Source organism: Microbulbifer taiwanensis (assembly GCF_014904815.1).
GTDB classification, from domain to species: Bacteria; Pseudomonadota; Gammaproteobacteria; order Pseudomonadales; family Cellvibrionaceae; genus Microbulbifer; species Microbulbifer taiwanensis.
On sequence record NZ_JACZFR010000065.1, the window covers coordinates 14,433 to 31,892 of the forward strand.

The 17,460-nt window shown below is 58.8% G+C and carries 10 protein-coding genes; 6 read left to right on the forward strand and 4 right to left on the reverse strand.

Features of this window, described 5'->3' with window-relative positions; all coding sequences use genetic code 11:
• The first annotated feature begins 170 nt into the window (after nucleotides 1-170).
• From IG627_RS19180 to IG627_RS19205, 6 genes are all read left to right on the forward strand, one after another.
• Nucleotides 171-2,123 carry a tetratricopeptide repeat protein gene (locus IG627_RS19180; protein ID WP_455429759.1) on the forward strand — a complete coding sequence of 651 codons (1,953 nt, stop codon included), beginning with the start codon at nucleotides 171-173 and terminating at the stop codon, nucleotides 2,121-2,123.
• Nucleotides 2,124-2,390: 267 nt separating this feature from the next.
• Complete coding sequence (locus tag IG627_RS19185) at nucleotides 2,391-5,861, forward strand: S8 family serine peptidase (protein ID WP_193194689.1); 3,471 nt, start codon at nucleotides 2,391-2,393, stop codon at nucleotides 5,859-5,861.
• Between the two features lie 428 nt (nucleotides 5,862-6,289).
• Complete coding sequence (locus tag IG627_RS19190) at nucleotides 6,290-6,814, forward strand: hemerythrin domain-containing protein (RefSeq protein ID WP_193194691.1); 525 nt, start codon at nucleotides 6,290-6,292, stop codon at nucleotides 6,812-6,814.
• Between the two features lie 263 nt (nucleotides 6,815-7,077).
• Nucleotides 7,078-9,123 (forward strand): FAD-dependent oxidoreductase, encoded by a 2,046-nt coding sequence (locus tag IG627_RS19195; protein ID WP_193194694.1) that lies wholly within the window; start codon nucleotides 7,078-7,080, stop codon nucleotides 9,121-9,123.
• The gene (locus IG627_RS19200; RefSeq protein ID WP_193194696.1) at nucleotides 9,124-10,464 is read left to right on the forward strand and encodes a cytochrome c3 family protein; all 1,341 of its coding nucleotides are present in this window, start codon (nucleotides 9,124-9,126) and stop codon (nucleotides 10,462-10,464) included.
• A 12-nt stretch (nucleotides 10,465-10,476) separates the two neighbouring features.
• Nucleotides 10,477-11,040, forward strand: coding sequence for a Tll0287-like domain-containing protein (locus IG627_RS19205; protein WP_193194697.1), 564 nt, complete (start codon nucleotides 10,477-10,479; stop codon nucleotides 11,038-11,040).
• Between the two features lie 213 nt (nucleotides 11,041-11,253).
• Here IG627_RS19205 and IG627_RS19210 read toward each other — a convergent pair whose 3' ends face one another.
• From IG627_RS19210 to IG627_RS19225, 4 genes are all read right to left on the reverse strand, one after another.
• Nucleotides 11,254-14,136: a glycosyl hydrolase family 18 protein gene (locus IG627_RS19210; protein WP_193194700.1), complete on the reverse strand. Its 2,883-nt coding sequence runs from the start codon at nucleotides 14,134-14,136 to the stop codon at nucleotides 11,254-11,256.
• A 570-nt stretch (nucleotides 14,137-14,706) separates the two neighbouring features.
• Entirely contained in the window at nucleotides 14,707-15,531 is an 825-nt protein-coding gene (locus IG627_RS19215) for an extracellular medium-chain-length polyhydroxyalkanoate depolymerase (RefSeq protein WP_193194701.1), read from the reverse strand.
• Nucleotides 15,532-15,624: 93 nt separating this feature from the next.
• A complete protein-coding gene (locus tag IG627_RS19220) occupies nucleotides 15,625-17,115 on the reverse strand; it encodes a long-chain-fatty-acid--CoA ligase (protein WP_319024616.1) in 1,491 nt (496 codons plus the stop codon).
• A 70-nt stretch (nucleotides 17,116-17,185) separates the two neighbouring features.
• On the reverse strand, nucleotides 17,186-17,460 hold a 275-nt coding region (locus IG627_RS19225; protein ID WP_226865461.1), incomplete at its 5' end, for a hypothetical protein.

Here is a 17,460-nt window from a genome sequence, read left to right on the forward strand (position 1 = left end):
GCCCACTGGAAGCCGCCGCCAGCGGGCAACAAAAGACCGAGCAACTGCTGCAACTCGCCATTCAAAACCGCAATACAAACCCTCAAAAGACATTGCAGTTCGGCGCACTGGCACTGGAAAGCCTTGAAACAAACCCCGACTCCGCCTCCCGAACCCTCGTCTTGAGCAACATGGCCTGGGCGCACATGGTCCTGGGGCAATACGAGCAGGGAATTCTGCTGGCGGAACAGGCGGTGTCCATCGCTGAATCCCTGGATGATCCCGACCATTTAATCGTACCTCTCAATATCAGTGGCCTGCTCTACTGGCGAATGGCGGAATTCGAACGAGCACTCTCCAATTTTTTCCGCGCCCTGGAACTCACCCAAACGCTAAAGAAAACCGATTCCGAGGCCGCCACCCTAAACAACATCGGCCTGATATTTATCGAACAAGGCGACAACGCCCGAGCATTTGAATACTTTAGAAAAGCGCAAAAAATCCACCGTGCCTCAGGCAATCGGGGGAAGCTGACCATAATGTTGAACAATATCGCCGGCATATTTTCCGCCCAGGGTGACTACAGCCAGGCTCTCGAAATACAGCTGGAGGCGCTGAGAATTCGCGAGTCGCTGCAGGACAAGCCAGGCATCGCAGAATTACAGCTGAATATCGGCATCACCTATGACCATATCGGCGACTACGACAAGGCCCTGGACTACTTCCTGGAGGCCCAGCACCTCTTCGAGTCCCTGGGCGACAAAAGAGCCATAGCCCAGACCCTCAACGCTATTGGTCTCGCACACCAACACAAATTAGACTTCGCGAAAGCGCAGAAACACTACGAAAAGGCCTTGAGCTACGCCCGGGAGATCAAGGACGAATCCATTGAGTGCAGTGTCCTGATGTCTCTGGCGCAACTAAAAATCCTGCAGGGCCAGCCTCGCGACGCACAAACCTTTCTCGACCAGGGGTTTCGCCTGGCGAAATCACTGGGCTTCGGCGCCCTGCAATCGCAAGGGCACCTGCTGCAAGCCGAGATACATCTCCAGCAAAACGATCCCGAGCGCGCGGCAAAAGAGGCAGAAATAGCGGCGGACATGGCAGACGCTTCCAGTGAGAAAGCCAAGTCCAGCCAGGCACAACTCCTGCTCTCGCAGATCCACGCTGCCAGGGGAGACTACCGACAGGCGTTTTCCGCTTTCAGGCACCACAAAAAGCTCAACGACGAACTGTTCAGCAAAGCGAGCAGCGACAAACTGGCCCAACTGCGAAGCCTGCACGAGGCGGAAACACGCCTCAGGAAAATCGAACTGCTCGAGCGGGACAACGCAGTCCAGGCGAGCCGCATAGAGAAGCAGAAAGTGGAGCGCAACGCCTGGATCTTCGGCCTGCTGCTATTGCTAACGATTTCACTGCTGCTGTACGGAAGATTCAGCCAGAAAAAGGTCAACCTTGCCCTGCAGAAGTCATTGAACACACAGCGGGAACTCATGCAGGCGATAGCGCACGAGTTTCGCGCCCCGCTGGCCCGCGTGCAGCTGGCGGTGGACATGCTGCAGGACCAGGAAACCCGGCCCGACAGCGCCCTGTTCGGCAATATCAATAAAGGCCTGAAGGAACTCGACGAACTGCTGAGGGAGATATCCCTGTGGCTGCGCAGGGAGTCCCCGGAAAGTGCAGAGGAAATCTCGCAACTGGTGAACCTGCAAAAACTGCTGCAGGAGCAGGCAGCGCTGCAACACCAACTCCACCCTGGCAAATGCATCAGCGTGACTCCTGCAGAAGCCGCTTCGCAAAAGGTTCCGCTGCCACGCAAATACCTGCTCTGGACAATCAACAACCTGCTGTCGAACGCCATGCGCTATTCGCACAGGCAGGTTGAAGTCAGCTGCCGGGTTCAGGCGGAGAGTATCGACATCTTCGTCGATGACGACGGCCCGGGTATAGCGCCCGCCGACCGGCAGAGGGTGTTTGAACCTTTTGTGCGTCTCGACCCCAGCCGGACCCGCGCTACCGGCGGAACCGGCCTCGGCCTGGCCATAGCCCTGCGGCTGGTCGAGAGCTTCGACGGCTCCATTACCATCTCCGAAAGCCACCTCGGCGGCGCCCGCTTCCACCTCAGCTGGCCCACACACCAATAACACTGTATATACTCATATACATTTCAAAATGAAGCAGATCCGCCTAACCTACTGAAAATCAACAAATTTTCTTCCGGGCGAGCCAGAAGCATGCTTTACAGGGCCTGTCCGCCCTACCCTCCTAGCATAAAAATTGTTAAAAAATCTTTACAATATGCAAACATTGCGTTTAATTTACATATGTTTGCACAAATAATTATGCAAATGAGAGAGGTCGCCGGCCGTGCCCGGCGACCTGCTTGCTTCAATCGTCTAGGGAATTTAGCAATGAAAAGATCAATAAAGACGCCTTTCAAGGCGCTGTCTTCGATACTGGCGGCATCGCTGGTGACAGCAGCCAGCCCGGAACTGATCGCGGCAACGACGTCCAAGCAGGGGGTTGGCCCTGACTACGACGGCGGATCCGTTCTGGTAAAGTTCGCCGAGAAAAGCAAGAAAGAGGACCGCAAGAATCTCGCCAAGCAGTTCGGCGCCTCCTTCAAAGACAAGAACGGCGACGGTGTCGATGACCGCTTCCGACATATCGCAAAAGGCCGCCTGGCCAAGCTGAAACTGCCCCAAGGCCAGAGCCCGCTGGAGGCACTGAAGCAGCTGAAGAACGATCCGCATATCGAGTACGCAGAGCTGAACTATCGGTACTACCCCTCTGTGATTCCCAGTGATCCGCGCTACGGCGACTTGTGGGGTATGGCAAAGACCAAGGCCGACCTGGCGTGGGACATGCAGATTGGCGACAGGGAGATAGTTGTCGGTGTGATCGATACCGGCTTTGACTACACACATCCGGACCTGATCGCCAATATCTGGATCAACCCCAATGAAATTGCCGGCAACAACATCGATGACGACGGCAATGGCTACATAGACGACATTCACGGGATCTCCGCCATCAATGACGATGGCAACCCGATGGATACCGGAGAGCACGGCACCCATGTGGCCGGGACCATCGGCGCCAGCGGCAACAATAGCACCGGTGTTGTGGGCGTAAACTGGCAGACCAGGATGATCGGCTGCAGTTTCCTCGGCACCAACGGTGGCACCCTCGCCGATGGCGTTGAATGCATCAACTATATGGTCGACCTGAAGAGCCGCGGCGTGAATATCCGGGTACTGAACAACTCCTGGGGTGGCGGCGGCTTCAGCCAGACCCTCAAAGACGCCATTACTGCGGCCAACAATGCGGATATGTTGTTTGTGGCCGCCGCGGGTAACGATGCCTTTGACAATGATGCCACTCCCTCCTACCCCGCCAGTTACGATGTGTCGAACGTCATGGCTATTGCCTCCACGGACAGCAGCGACAACATGTCCAGCTTTTCCCAGTGGGGCCTGACGTCTGTCGATATGGGGGCACCGGGCTCGGCCGTGCTGTCCACGGTGCCGGGTGACAGCTACTCCACCTTTAGCGGCACCTCAATGGCGACGCCGCACGTAGCCGGTGCGGGCGCGCTGGTACTGGCGACCGCCCCGAACCTGACAACGGCCCAATTGAAAGACGTGCTGATGAATTCGGGCGATGCCATAGCCGCGCTCGACGGCAAGACGGTATCCGGCCGTCGCCTGAACGTCGAGAATGCCCTGCTGATGGTGGGCGGTGGTGGTCCCACTTTCTATCTCGGCGGCAGCCCCCTCTCCAGCACTGTGAACCAGGGCGAGGTTGCGACCTACACCATCGACCTGAACGGAATGGGCGGCTATAGCGGCAGTGCAACTTTCTCCGCAACCGCCTTCCCCGCTCTCGATGCGGAGATCAGCTTCTCCCCGCTCGAAGTGCCCGCCGGCGGCTCGACAGTCATGAGCGTAACACCCAGCACCGAAGTAGCACCCGGTATCTATACCATTACGGTGACGGCGCAGGATGGCGAGCTGACCAAGACAACCGACGTGCGACTGAAAGTGTGGCCCGAGGGCACCATTTCCTTCAGTTATGAAAACGGCCAGGGCGGATCCATTCCGGATAAAAGCTCTATCGGTACCTCCAGCACCATCAATGTGCCCGACGACATCGCCATTGTTGCCACTTCCGTCGCTGTTGACATCAGCCACACCAGGCCTGGCGACCTGGTGGTAAGCCTGACTTCTCCCAATGGTAAAACCGCCGTCCTGCACGATCGCGAGTTTGCCTGGGCTGGAAACTACGATCTGGACCAGTTCGAACTGGACCGGGCATTGGGTGACTGGACCCTGAAGGTAACCGATGAGCTGGGAAAACAGGTTGGTGTTCTGAACGGCTGGTCAGTGGATATTTCCGGCGCGGCGAGCAGCGGTTACAACTATCTGCCCAGCATCGACGTTAATGGACCAGCGCACGGCAGCCCCTTCCTGGTTGGCGACATGATCAACTTTAGTGCTGTCGCAACCGACGTTGAAGACGGTGATGTCAGCGGTTCCATAAACTGGAGTTCGGATATCGATGGCCCGCTGGGTTCAGGTGGTGCAATCAGCACCAGCAGCCTGAGCTATGGCAACCATGAGATCACCGTAACAGCTGTTGACGCGGCCGGGCAGGAGTCCTCCAAGCGCTTCAATATTTCGGTACTGACGCCAAACACCTCTGTGACACACAGCATGGACTCGCCAGTGATCATGCCGGAAACCCATGGGAGTCTCGGATATGCGATCGTTAGTGAAATCGACGTACCCGAAGCCCTGATCATCGATTCGTTCAGTGTCAGCGTGAATATCTCTTTCGACTGGATCGGCGACCTGAAGGTGGACCTGATTGCTCCGTCGGGCAAGGTTTTCAAACTGCACGATATGACCGGATACAGCAACAAGGATCTGGTGGAGACCTTCACGCCGGCCGACTTTATTGGCGACAATAGCTTCGGCGTATGGAAGCTGCGCGCAGAGGATATGTCCAGTTACACCAACAACGGTGTGCTGAACAGCTGGTCCATCACCCTCGGCAACGGTGATGTCGTGACCCCGCCGCCCGGCAACACCGCCCCGACAGTGAGCATCAGCTCGCCGACTGGCGGCAGTACTGTTACCGAAGGCGATGTTGTTGTCTTCAGCGCGACAGCGGATGACAGTGAGGATGGCGACGTAAGTGCATCCATTAACTGGCTGTCATCCCTCGACGGGCTGATTGGCACCGGCACCAGTGTCAGTACCACAACACTCAGTGCGGGCGAACACACGGTAATGGCCGAAGCGGTCGACTCACAGGGAGCCTCGGGCTCGTCCGTGGTGACCGTCACCGTCACTCCGGCTCCGGCAAATGAAGCACCGACAGCGGACTTCGGCTACGCGGTGTCCGACATGGCGGTGAGCTTCACCGATATGAGCGGCGACAGTGATGGCTCTGTGGTTGCGTGGGCCTGGGATTTCGGGGACGGCAATAGTTCCGACCTGGCCAACCCCAGCCACACTTACGCAGGGCCCGGCAGCTACCCGGTCACCCTGACGGTTACCGACAATGACGGCGCCACCCACAGTGTCGGCAAATCGGTGACAGTCACCTCCGCCATCAGCCTGGACGCAAGTGCCACTCACTCAAATGGCCGCGTACAGGCGGACCTGAGCTGGGCCGGTGCCAAGTCCCGGAAGGTCGATATCTACCGCGACGGTGTCTTGGTCAAGTCGACCAACAACGACGGCCACTTCAGTGACTCTTTCCGTTCAAACAGCACCAGCTTCACCTACAAGGTCTGCCTGGCTGCAAGCAGTACCTGTTCGGCAGAAGTCACAGTGCAGGCGACGGCCAAGGGCAAGGAAAAGAAGTCAAAGTAAACCTTGACCTTGAGTAAACCTGCTCAGCGCACCGATCGAACTGCGGTGACAATGAACGGACTTTCCCCGCAGTTTTGATCCCGCGCTGAAAAAAAGCAAGGCATCGAGTGGCGCATTCTTTGCGCGACTCGGTGCCTTTCTCTTCTTTAGGCTTGGCCCAATCGCGAACTGGGCGTGACAGGGCAGCGGCCTGCAAAATGTGACACTCATCTCAAAACAAGCGAGAGGTCGGCACTTGGGCAAAACCTTGTCTACATTGCCAGATACCAAACACATCGACGCGAGTACCAGATAGGATTCACACTTTCTGCGGTACCAGCTACAGGGTCGATGACATCCTGGGAAGGTGACGCTATTCTCGACCCCCGGTGCGCAGTCACCGGCAGAAAAGACGGTTCGCACACGACACATAACAAAGGGCTACAACCATGTTCAGCTTTATTTCCGATCTGTTTCGCGGCGACGACCGGGTGGATGAGGAGAAGTACACCCGCAGCACCCACGCCGGAGCCAAGCCGACTCGCACCATCTCCTACGACCCCACCCTGATCCAGGCACTGGAAAAAGACCACCAGACCCTGGTGGAGATTTTCCAGCGCATCTGGTCCGAAGGCTTCGAACAGCAGAATTTCCGCCAACTGGCCCACCTGCTGACCCTGTTTAAATCCGGCTTCCAGGCCCACCTGATCAAGGAAAACGTGCGCTTCTACGTTTACCTGGAACAGGCCCTGGCCGAGGACGTGCACACACTGCAGATCGTCAAGGATTTCCGCACGGATATGAATGAGATAGCCACAGCGGTGGTACAGTTCTGCAAGCGCTATACTCACGAAGCCTTTACTCCGGAAATGGTGCGGGACTTCCGCCGCGACTACCAGAAAATCGGCGAGGCGCTGACTCGCCGCGTCACCCTGGAAGAAGATGAGCTCTACACCCTCTACCAGCCTTCATAATTAGTCGCTGCAATTTCCCCTCCAGGATGGCTCCACTTCGGGGCCACCTGACTCTCTTCCCCTTCCTGCATTTCCATATCCGCTACCAGCAAGTCGATCAGCCACAACCTCATATTGGAATTTTGTTTCTTTTTATTTTAATAAAATGGCATTAGAATCCTCTCAAAAGCAATAAATATAATTTCGGCCTCGGCCTTGAGGGCCCATCAATAGAAAATAACAGGCAGAGCCATTGATGAGAGCCAGTACTTCCAGGGAATGGTATGGCGGAACTTGAGGACTCCCTTGCCCCGACACCAGTTCACTCGGGGGCGAGTGAAACCGACTATCCAATTTTTGTCGTCGTCGGTACAGGCCCCGTAGGTGTGCGCTGTGCGCAGAAGCTACTCGAACTGAATCAAGATGCGCAGGTGGTCATTTTCGGTGCCGAGGCCGAATCGCCCTACAACAGGGTAAAACTTTCCCAGTATCTCTCCGAGCAGCTTTCCCTGTCCGATATCGACAACCCGATAATCGGCGAACGCAATGGCAGGCTGGCCGAATTTATCGACCGCCCGATCCTGGCCATCGACAGAGCCAATAAAACCGTTACCGATGCAACGGGAAAAATACAGCCCTACTCCAAACTGGTCCTCGCCACCGGCTCCAACCCCACCATTCCCCGTATTCCCGGCGTCGAGCTGGAAAACGTGCATCCCTTCCGCAGCCTGCGCAATACGGAAAACCTGATTCGACTGCGCGAGCAGAACCGGCATATCTGTGTGGTCGGCGCCGGCGCCCTGGGACTGGAAGCCGCCGCAGCACTGAAGACGCAGAAAAACCGCGTCACTCTGCAATCCCGTACCCGCCTGCTCAGCGGCATGCTGAATGAAGAAGCCGAAGACTACCTCAAGTCGGCACTGGGCGCCCTCGGTATAGAGCTCAAAATCGGCGATGCATTGACTGCGATCAAGGGCGACGACAGTGTGCGCCAGCTGCAATTTGCCAGCGGCGAAACCCTGGAGACCGATGCCGTCGTCCTGTGTACCGGCATTCACCCGGAAACCGACCTGGCACGCCAGTGCGGCCTGAAGACCGATCGCGGCATAGTCGTATCCGAGTGGTTGCAGACTTCCGATCCCGACATCTATGCGGTGGGCGAGTGCGCAGAGTTTGCTCAGAAGGTGTACCAATTTGTCCGACCCGGCTATGAGCAAGTGGAGAGCTGCAGCAAGCATATCTGCCGGGAGGGAAATCCCGACCTTTCCGCGGAGCCTTACCGGGGCAGCCTCACCGATATTCAGTTGAAGATAGCCCATATTCCCTGCGCCCTGATCGGCGAGCTGGATAGGGGCAAAAACAGTAGCGGCTACGCCGATACAAGCGCAACTGATGGCAGTCGGTTATTTACTTACCGCAACCGCTTCAAGGGGCTGTATCGACAGCTACTGGTAAAGGACAACTACATTGTCGGTGCCGTGCATATCGGCAGCTGGGATGAAGCCAGCGATTTGCGCAAGGCGGTCGCACGCAGTGAGTCAATTGCGCCGCAGGCGCTGCAGCAGTTCGAGCGGGATGGCTATCTATGGCAGAAAAAAGTCGCCCTCAGTATTAAGGAACAGCCGGACAGCTACCTGGTCTGCCAGTGCAACGATGTCAGCAAGGGTGAACTCTGCGCAGCCATTTCCCAGGGCAAGCGCAAGCTGATGGATCTGCAGCAGGCCACCAACGCGGGGTCCGTGTGCGGCAGCTGCCGCCCCCTGATTGCCGAGCTGCTCGACGTCCCCGCCCCCAACCTGGTCATGCGTCACGCGCGCGGCATTCTGGTCACTTCCATTGTCTCCCTGATACTGATCGCGCTGGCCACCTTTATGCCACCGGCACCGATTTCAGAGAGTGTGCAGACTCACTGGTACTGGCAGAAACTCTGGTACGACAATTTCTGGAAGCAGGTCAGCGGTTACAGCCTGCTGGGATTCTGCCTGCTCACGGCCTCCCTCAGCCTGCGCAAACGCTGGCGCAAACTGACAATCGGCCATGTGGATCACTGGCGCTATGTCCACAGCGTGATCGGCTGCGCGGCCCTGGTGGTACTGGTGGTGCACACCGGCTTCCGCCTCGGCGAAAACCTCAACCTGGCCCTGATGCTGGTATTCCTCGCCGCAACCACGACCGGAGCCCTGGTCGGAGTGTTTATGGCCCGCAATCACCATTGGACAGACCTGAAACTGCGCGAGCACCGCAAGTGGTGGTCGCGGGTGCACTACGCGCTGCTGTGGACACTGCCGGCGCTGCTCGGCTATCACATACTGGCGGTGTATTACTTCTAGATGAAAGCCTATAAGTTCAAATTCTGGCACTACGGCCTGCTGGTAACCCTGGCGATCGGTTCGGTCGTGGCCTACAACCTGGAATTTTCCGACAAGACGCTGTTTATCAGCGGAGAGACCAGCCACGGCCACCACCAGATAGAGCTCGCCTGCAGCAGCTGTCACGGCGACGGCTTTTCCGGCCCCGAGGCCATGCAACAGGCCTGCGTGAGTTGCCACGCCGATGAACTGGAACTGGCGAACGACTCCCACCCGCGCAAGAAATTTCTCGATCCGCGCAATGCGCCGTTGCTGGCACACCTGGACGCGCGCCAGTGCGTCACCTGCCACGCGGAGCACAAGCCGGAAATCACCCGGAGCATGGGCGTCACCCTGGCAGGGGATTTCTGCTTCCACTGCCACAACGATATCGCCGAAGATCGCTCCAGCCACAAGGACTTCGCCTTCGACAGCTGCGCCAGCGCCGGCTGCCACAATTTCCACGACAACAGCACTCTCTACGAAGATTTCCTGATCGCCCACGTCGGCCAACCGGAACTGCAGCCGAATGCGCAGCTGCCGGCGCGCACGGCCATGCAGTCCTGGCTGCGGGAAAACCCGCACGAGCGATCGCTGCAGCTGCAGGAGGCCGATCTCGGCGAGGAAAATTTCCCGGCGGAAATCGCCGCGGCCTGGGCGCAGAGCGCCCACGCCCGGGTGGCGGTCAACTGCAGCGGCTGCCACGCCGATGGGCAGTTGCAGTTCAGCAGCCGCGAAATCGTCGCGCAGTGCGGCAGCTGCCACAGTGAACAGCGCGAGGCCTTTACCCGCGGCAAGCACGGCATGCGCCTGGCGACGCAGCTACCGGAGGATTTCGCCGCAAAGACCACGGCCATGTCACCGCAGCAGGCACGCCTGCCGATGCATGCCGACGCCAGCGGCGAACTCAGCTGCGCCAGCTGCCACAGCCCGCACGAAACGGACCTGCAGTTCGCCGCAGTGGAGGCCTGCCTGGGTTGCCACAGTGACGAGCACAGCCTGGCCTTCAAGGAGTCGGCCCACTTCAAATCCTGGAGCGCGGGCGCCGACGACGGTGTCAGCTGTGCCAGCTGTCACCTGCCGCGGGAGCGCCACGGCGAACGCGTGGTGGTCAATCACAACCAGAATCACAACCTGCGCCCCAACGACAAGATGTTGCCGGTGTGCCTCAATTGCCATGGAGCCGAGTTCGCACTGGCCGCACTCTCGGACAGGAAACTGATCGCGCACAACTTCAACCGCAGGCCGGCGGTGGAACACGAGACCTTCGACCTGATTCGCGACCGGATTGCCCGAATTGCCAATAGCAAAAGTACCCAATAGGAGGGGAACACCATGCGTATCAACGCTTTCACTGCCGCCATTTTATCGGTCGCCACTGCGGGCCTGCTGACCGCCTGCGGACAGAAACAGGGCATTGCACCAGAGCGTATGGCCGATGCCATCTTTGCCGTCATCGAAGCCGACCGCGCCAGCTATACCAACAATGTGGTCAACCGCCTGCAGAACGAGGAAAAGGTGATCAAGGCCGACGAACACTGGAAGGACAACAAGGCGCTGCCGCTGCCGGCGCAGATGATGCGCATGGGCGCAGAACGAGTAGCCGAACAGGAGTCGGGCTTCACCTATGCCCTGCTTTCCCTCTGGGCCATCAACAAGCAGAACAAGCCGCGCACCGAACTGGAAAAGCAGGGACTGGAATTTATCATCGACAACCCGGGACAGAATTTCTACGGCAGCGAGACGCTCGGCGATACACAGTATTTCACCGCTATCTACCCGGACGTGGCCGTATCGCCCGCCTGTGTCAGCTGCCACAACGATCATATCGACAGCCCGCGAACGGATTTCGAACTGGGTGAGACAATGGGCGGCGTGGTGATCCGGATTCCGCTGTGATTTCCCCTGACCGGTTCGACCCTACATCACATTGTCGTCATTCCGGCGCAGGCCGGAATCCAGGTGCCGCTGAACTGGATACCGGCCTGCGCCGGTATGACGAAAGAAACCCTTATGACGCAGCCCAACCTACGCAATCCCGTACACGTTAACAACAAAGGGCGCCGAAGCGCCCTTTTTACTGCGTGTCACCCTGTGAGGTGATACAACAAATCAGTTGCAGCTGGCCGGGCCTATATCCACCCAGACACTGGCCGCACCAGGTTCGTCGCCCTGGGTCCACCACTGGGCGCGATAGCGGCGACCGTCGTGGTTGACCTCATCGTTGCCATTGTAGGCGGTGGATGCATTCCAGGGCACTTCCACATCGCTGAGCAGCTTCCAGTCGGCCGCGCTGAATCCCGGCTCTGTCTGGGTCCAGTACTTGGCTTCCCACACAAGGCTCTCGTGACTCACCTGATCTTCACCCAGGTAAGTGGTACCGGGAGTCCAGGCCGGGTAGTTGCCGGCATTGGGGTCGGTCATTGAGCAACCGCCGGTCGGCACGTCGTTCACGGTGACGCTGACCTGTGCGGAAACCGGTGGGTTGATGCTGTCGCTGACAGTCACAGTTACCGTGTAGGCGGTATCGCTACCCACCTGCGGCGCGGTCAGGGTGACGGTCTCGCTGTCACCGTTGCTGACATTGAACGCCGGCGCGCTCCAACTGTAGCTCAATACGTCGCCGTCGGCGTCAGTGGCGCTTGCGGTGATATCGAGGCTTTCACCCTCGTTCACGCCCAGGCTGGACGGAACCGACACTTCCGGCGGCGTATTGGACTGGGCCGGTTTCAGCATAATGCTGACCGAATCACTATCGCCCAGTTCGCCGTCGCTCACACTCAGCTCGAATACCAGTACCTCGTCGGCACCGACTTCCGCCGCGTCGAAGCTGGCACTGGCGCTGTCGGCATTCTGTAGTGTCACCGCAGAGCCGCTGACCTGTACCCAGCTGTAGCTCAGGTTGTCGCCATCCGGATCGCTGGAGGCGCTGCCGTCCAGGGTGACTGCAGCCGGAGTGATCACCGCCTGGTCGGCACCGGCATCGGCATCCGGGGCGCGGTTGTCCGGTACATCCTTCAGCAGCACGCTGACCGAATCGGGATTGGAATCCTCCTGGCCGTCGTTCACCACCAGCTCGAAGGTGAGCGTCTCGTCCGCAGAGACTTCCGGCGCGCTGAAACAGGGCGCTGCGGCGCTGTCGTCATCCAGGGTCACACCGGTTCCTGAGGTTTGCGCCCAGCTGTAGCTCAGCGGATCTCCATCCAGGTCGTAGGAACCTGAACCGTCCAGGCAGATGCTGCTGCCCTCGTCGCCCTGCAGGTCATTGCCGGCAATGGCCACCGGCCTGCGGTTGCCACTGCCATCGCCGTGGCCGAGGCTCTCGTGCATGGCATTGAGGATATCGCCGTTGTCCGCGTCGATTTCCCAGGCGAAGAGACCGGCCAGGCCGTGGCTCTGCACATAGGCACCCTTGGCGGCAACCGAGGTGGCGTCGTCGTAGGTGATCAGGTCACCGGTATCCGGCTTGAAGATATAGGGGCCCTGGGCGGTGCTGTCGTAGTGGTATTCCCACTGGCCGCTGGCGAGCTTGCCGGCAATATCGCGGTAGTCGACCACGCCCGCTTCCCAGGTGCCGGCCACGGCGCCGGTGGCGGTACCGGTCAGGTGGTCGCCGCCGTTCCAGCCGTTGACGCCGGTCCAGCCGCGCCCGTACATGGCAGTACCCATTACCAGTTTGCCCGGGGAAACACCCTCGCTCAGCATGGCCTGCACACCGCTGTGGGCATTGTAGTCATCACTGGGATCCCAGGAAGGCGCGTAGAGGGCGGTCTGGTGACCGAGAGTTTCCAGGCTGAAGGCGCCGTAGAAGTCGTAGGTCATCATGAAGAAGTAGTCCATATACTGCTGGACATTGACGTAGTCGATGGCCGCAATCTTGTCTGAGCCTGCACCTATTGCCGAGGTCAGCTGGTACTCGCGGCCGGTTTCCGTCTCGAGGCCGTCGAGCATGGCGCGCAGCTCCCGCATCAGCAGGCGGTAGGTCTCGCCGTCGCTGGCGTCACCCAGCGAGGGATTGGCACCCTGGCCGCCCGGATATTCCCAGTCGATATCCACACCGTCGAAAAATTTCCAGGTGCGCAGGAATTCCTCCACCGAGTCGACAAAGGTCTGGCGCTTGGCGGAATCACCGAAAAAGTAGAAGGGATCGGACAGGGTCCAGCCACCGATGGACGGCAGTATCTTCAGGTCCGGATAGGCCTGCTTCAGTTCCATCAGCTGGCCAAAGTTGCCTTTGTAGGGCGTGGAGTAATCCTGTCCCTGCTGGGATTTCTGCACCGCGGCAAAGGGATCGTGGATGGAGACCTTGAAGTCCTCACGGCCGGAGCAGGAGCGCTGTAGCGCCTGGAAACTGCCCTCAATCTCCTTGAGGCTGTCATTGATACCGTCGCCGCCGCAAATCGGAATAAAGCCGTAGAGAATATGGGTCAGGTTGTAAGCGGGAATCTTGTCCACCGGGAACTTGCGCCCATAGACTCCCCACTCGACAAAATAGGCACCCACCACCGAGTTGCTGCTGTTGGTATAGGGCTGGTTGTTTTCACCGGCGGTCAGGGTAATCGGGTCCACATGGCTGCCGTCGGTATCCGCAACCACGATTTCCTTCACCGCGGAGGGCGTGCAACCGGAGTCGTCACACAGGGCGACCTGCAAATCGTATTTGCCCCCCTGGGCGACCTGCAGTGTGGCGGAGCCGCTCTGGCTGCTGCCGCCGGCGGCAGCGGCCTCTTCCAGCACCACCTCGCCGTTCAGCAGGTACTGGACGCTGTCGCCGTCATCGCCGGACCACTTGGTCCAGGCCACCGGCACCTCGGCGTAGTCGTTGATAATGACCAGTTGCTCGTAGGCGGTGGCCGTGTCATCGACTTCGATAATGGCAAAGCTGGTTTCCATCCAGTCGATCTGCGGTGCGCCGGGTGCGGCGATGGCGGGGGATGTGGCGAGGCCGAGCGCGAAGAGCGCGCGCCGCCACTGGCTGGGATTCAACCCTTTCATAGAATTTCACCTTGAATACTTTTTTATTGTTTTGGGCCAGGCGGTCCGTACCACTGAACATTGAAGGCCCTGCCCGGAGCTATCCGGCAAAAATGACATCGCTGTCATTTTGTCGTGCAATTTTGACAGCGATGTCATTTACCTTTCACATTAGCGCTGCCCGCACGTAAAGACCAGAGCGAATGGTCATTCCTGTCGGGTAAGTCACATGAAAGTTTTGGTTTTTGGCGCCCGAAGCCACCATCTGTGATAGCCGCCGCAATCTGCACGTCTATGGCTATCCAAAAAAACTGTGACTAGTACTGGCTGCTCGAAAGGGAAAAGGCAGGGAGACAAAAATAATTAGCGGCCGAATTCATTTCGGCCGCTCCCTCTTTTGAAGCTGACTGGCTCTACACCCGCTGTTCACCTCGCTGAAGTCATTCAGACCAGTGGTCACCCGCTGTGGGCCTATTTACGGGTTAGTCCAAGTCTCCAGTTACGGACCGCTTTTTGTTGCTCCCCTTCTCCATCGGGGACTGCTTTCACCCGGGTACTTATATATTAGTGTACGCGGGGTCCGCTCACACTTCAGGGGTGGGCATCAAACCAGGACACCACCGCGGTGGGAGAACCGGGAAACCACTCGTGACCGCCCAGGGCCTCAGTGACGCGATCCGTTTCCACCCCCTCCCACAACAACCGGTCGTAGTAGAGGTCCATGCTCCACCAGGGCACTATGGTATCGAGGAAGCCGTGCACAAAGCGTGTGGGCGGGTGATCCTCCGGCATGCAGAGCGGCATAACGCACACGGGGCCGAGGCAGGTGGCATAGGAACCCGAGTGCACCACCAGTGCCCGGAATTCCCCCGGCCAGGTCACCGCCATGCGGCTGGTGTTATAACCACCGCTGGATATGCCGGTAGCGTATTTCCTGTCGGGATTCAGGGGGCCGAATACGCCCTGCTCTATCGCATCGAACACATTGCCCAGAAAGGTGTAATCGGTGGTGATCTCGTAAATGGTGGCGGGTCCGGCGGAGTTGGTGAGCCAGGCCAGTTCCGCCGGCGCCCGCGGTGCTATCACCGCGTAACCGGCATCCAGCAACGCCTTGATGGTGCGCGCTTCCCAATAGCCGCCGAAGGGGGCATTCTTCTTGCGCGAGAATTCAACCTCGAAGAAGGAGCCCTGGTAGATCAGTGCCACAGGCCAGCCGCCCGCTGGCGGCGTGCCCAGCGGCAGCTCCCATTTGATCTGCCGGCTGGTGATATCGCTGGAGGGAATCTGGATACTGCGGTAACTGCAGTCGATACGTTCCTGCTTGAACAGACTTCCCGGGGTGATTTTGCAGCGTGACTCCGCTGCAACCTGTTGTACGGCGAAACAACACAACAGCGTCGCTATTATTTTTTTCATTAGACACCTGTATGTTTATAAAGTGGTTTACCCTCATTTTTTTGCCTTCCCGGCAGTACCGCTTACTCCTCCATATCTTTTCCATCCGGCGCCTTACGCCGGTTCGGCCTGTGGCCAGCGGTAATCGGCAAGCTGCGTGCGCAGGTCTTTCTTGCTGATTTTCCCGGTTGCTGTATGGGGGATCTCTTCGACCAACAGGCAGTCGTCTGGAATCCACCAGCTGGCCACCTTGCCGTGGAAACCCGCCAGTATTCTTTGCGGCTCCAGCTCCGCGTCGGGGCTGGGTACCACCAGCAATAGTGGCCGCTCGTCCCATTTATGGTGGGCCACCCCGATCACCGCTGCCTCCTGTACACCGTCCATTGCCACGGCCAGGTTTTCCAGCTCGATGGAGGAGATCCACTCGCCGCCGGACTTGATCACGTCCTTGGTGCGGTCGGTGATCCCCAGGTAACCGTCGGGATCGATGCTGGCCACGTCGCCGGTATCGAACCAGCCGTCTTCTGTCAGTGCAGATTCTTCCGCCTTGCACTCTACCTTGTAATAGCTTTCGCACACCCAGGGGCCGCGCACCTGCAGTGCACCATAGGCGACCCCGTCCCTGGGGAGTTCTCTGCCGGTGTCATCGACGATGCGCATCTCCACACCGAAGACGGCGCGGCCCTGTTTCAGGCGGCGCTTTTCTGCCTCCTTAGCTGGCAGGGAGTCCGGCACCCTTGCATTGAAAGTACCGAGCGGACTCATCTCGGTCATCCCCCAGGCGTGGTGGGTGTAAACGCCGTGGCGCTCTTCGAATTCCTGCATGATCGACCAGGGACAGGCGGCACCGCCGACGATAACCCGGTTCAGGCTGGGTATCTGTAAACCGGTTTCGCGCAGGTATTTCTGCAGCGCCAGCCATACCGTGGGCACGCCGGCGGCGACATTGACACCCTCTTCGCGAATCAGCGTACACAGGGTCTCACCGCAGCCCATCTTTGGACCCGGCAATACCAGCTTGGCGCCCATGACCGGCGCGGCGTAGGGCAGTGACCAGGCATTGACGTGAAACATCGGCACCACCGGCAATACCGCTTCGCCCTCCTGCATGGCAAAGGCACCGGGCAGCAGTACGCCGTAGGTGTGCAGCACCATGGCGCGGTGGGAAAAGAGCACTCCCTTGGGATTGCCTGTGGTACCGGAGGTGTAGCAGAGTGCCGCCGCTGAATTCTCATCCAGCTGCGGCCACTCGAACTCGGCGCCCTCTTCTGACAGCAGTGTTTCGTAGCAGTACATATTGGGCAGGCCGGTCGCCGGCATATGGGCCTGATCGGTGAGGATCACAAAACCCTTCACCGACGTGAGCTGACTCGCCAGGGATTCCAGCAGCGGTACAAAGGCGGGATCGATAAACAGCCAGCGGTCCTCGGCGTGATTGACGATATACGCAATCTGCTCGGCAAACAGGCGCGGATTGATGGTATGGCACACCAGGCCACTGCAGGAGGTGGCATAGTAGAGTTCGAAGTGGCGGTAGTCGTTCCAGGCCAGGGTGCCGATGCGGTCCCCCGCCCGGGCACCGAGCCTTTTCAGGGCATTGGCCAGCCTGCCCGCGCGGAAAAATTGTCCTGTGCATGGCGCATAATGCCGGTAAGGGTAAGCTGGCTTTGCATCATCAGGCCGTACATGGTTTCTCCCCTGTTATTTTTTCGAATCCCCTCGTCATTCCGGCGCAGGCCGGAACCCAGGTGCCGCCGAACTGGATACCGGCCTGCGCCGGTATGACGAAGTAATCCGCGGTGATGGAGACGATTTCCCGCGCGGAAAAATTGTCCTGTGCATGGCGCATGATACCGGTGAGGGTAAGCTGGCTTTGCATCATCAGGCCGTACATGGTTTCTCCCCTGTTATTTTTTCGAATCCCCTCGTCATTCCGGCGCAGGCCGGAAC

Excerpts from the sequence above, each read along its gene's own strand:
- IG627_RS19180 (WP_455429759.1), top strand. The coding sequence starts at position 171 with ATGGCCTGGGCGCACATGGTCCTGGGGCAATACGAGCAGGGAATTCTG.
- IG627_RS19185 (WP_193194689.1), top strand. The coding sequence starts at position 2,391 with ATGAAAAGATCAATAAAGACGCCTTTCAAGGCGCTGTCTTCGATACTG.
- IG627_RS19190 (WP_193194691.1), top strand. The coding sequence starts at position 6,290 with ATGTTCAGCTTTATTTCCGATCTGTTTCGCGGCGACGACCGGGTGGAT.
- IG627_RS19195 (WP_193194694.1), top strand. The coding sequence starts at position 7,078 with ATGGCGGAACTTGAGGACTCCCTTGCCCCGACACCAGTTCACTCGGGG.
- IG627_RS19200 (WP_193194696.1), top strand. The coding sequence starts at position 9,124 with ATGAAAGCCTATAAGTTCAAATTCTGGCACTACGGCCTGCTGGTAACC.
- IG627_RS19205 (WP_193194697.1), top strand. The coding sequence starts at position 10,477 with ATGCGTATCAACGCTTTCACTGCCGCCATTTTATCGGTCGCCACTGCG.
- IG627_RS19210 (WP_193194700.1), bottom strand. The coding sequence starts at position 14,136 with ATGAAAGGGTTGAATCCCAGCCAGTGGCGGCGCGCGCTCTTCGCGCTC.
- IG627_RS19215 (WP_193194701.1), bottom strand. The coding sequence starts at position 15,531 with ATGAAAAAAATAATAGCGACGCTGTTGTGTTGTTTCGCCGTACAACAG.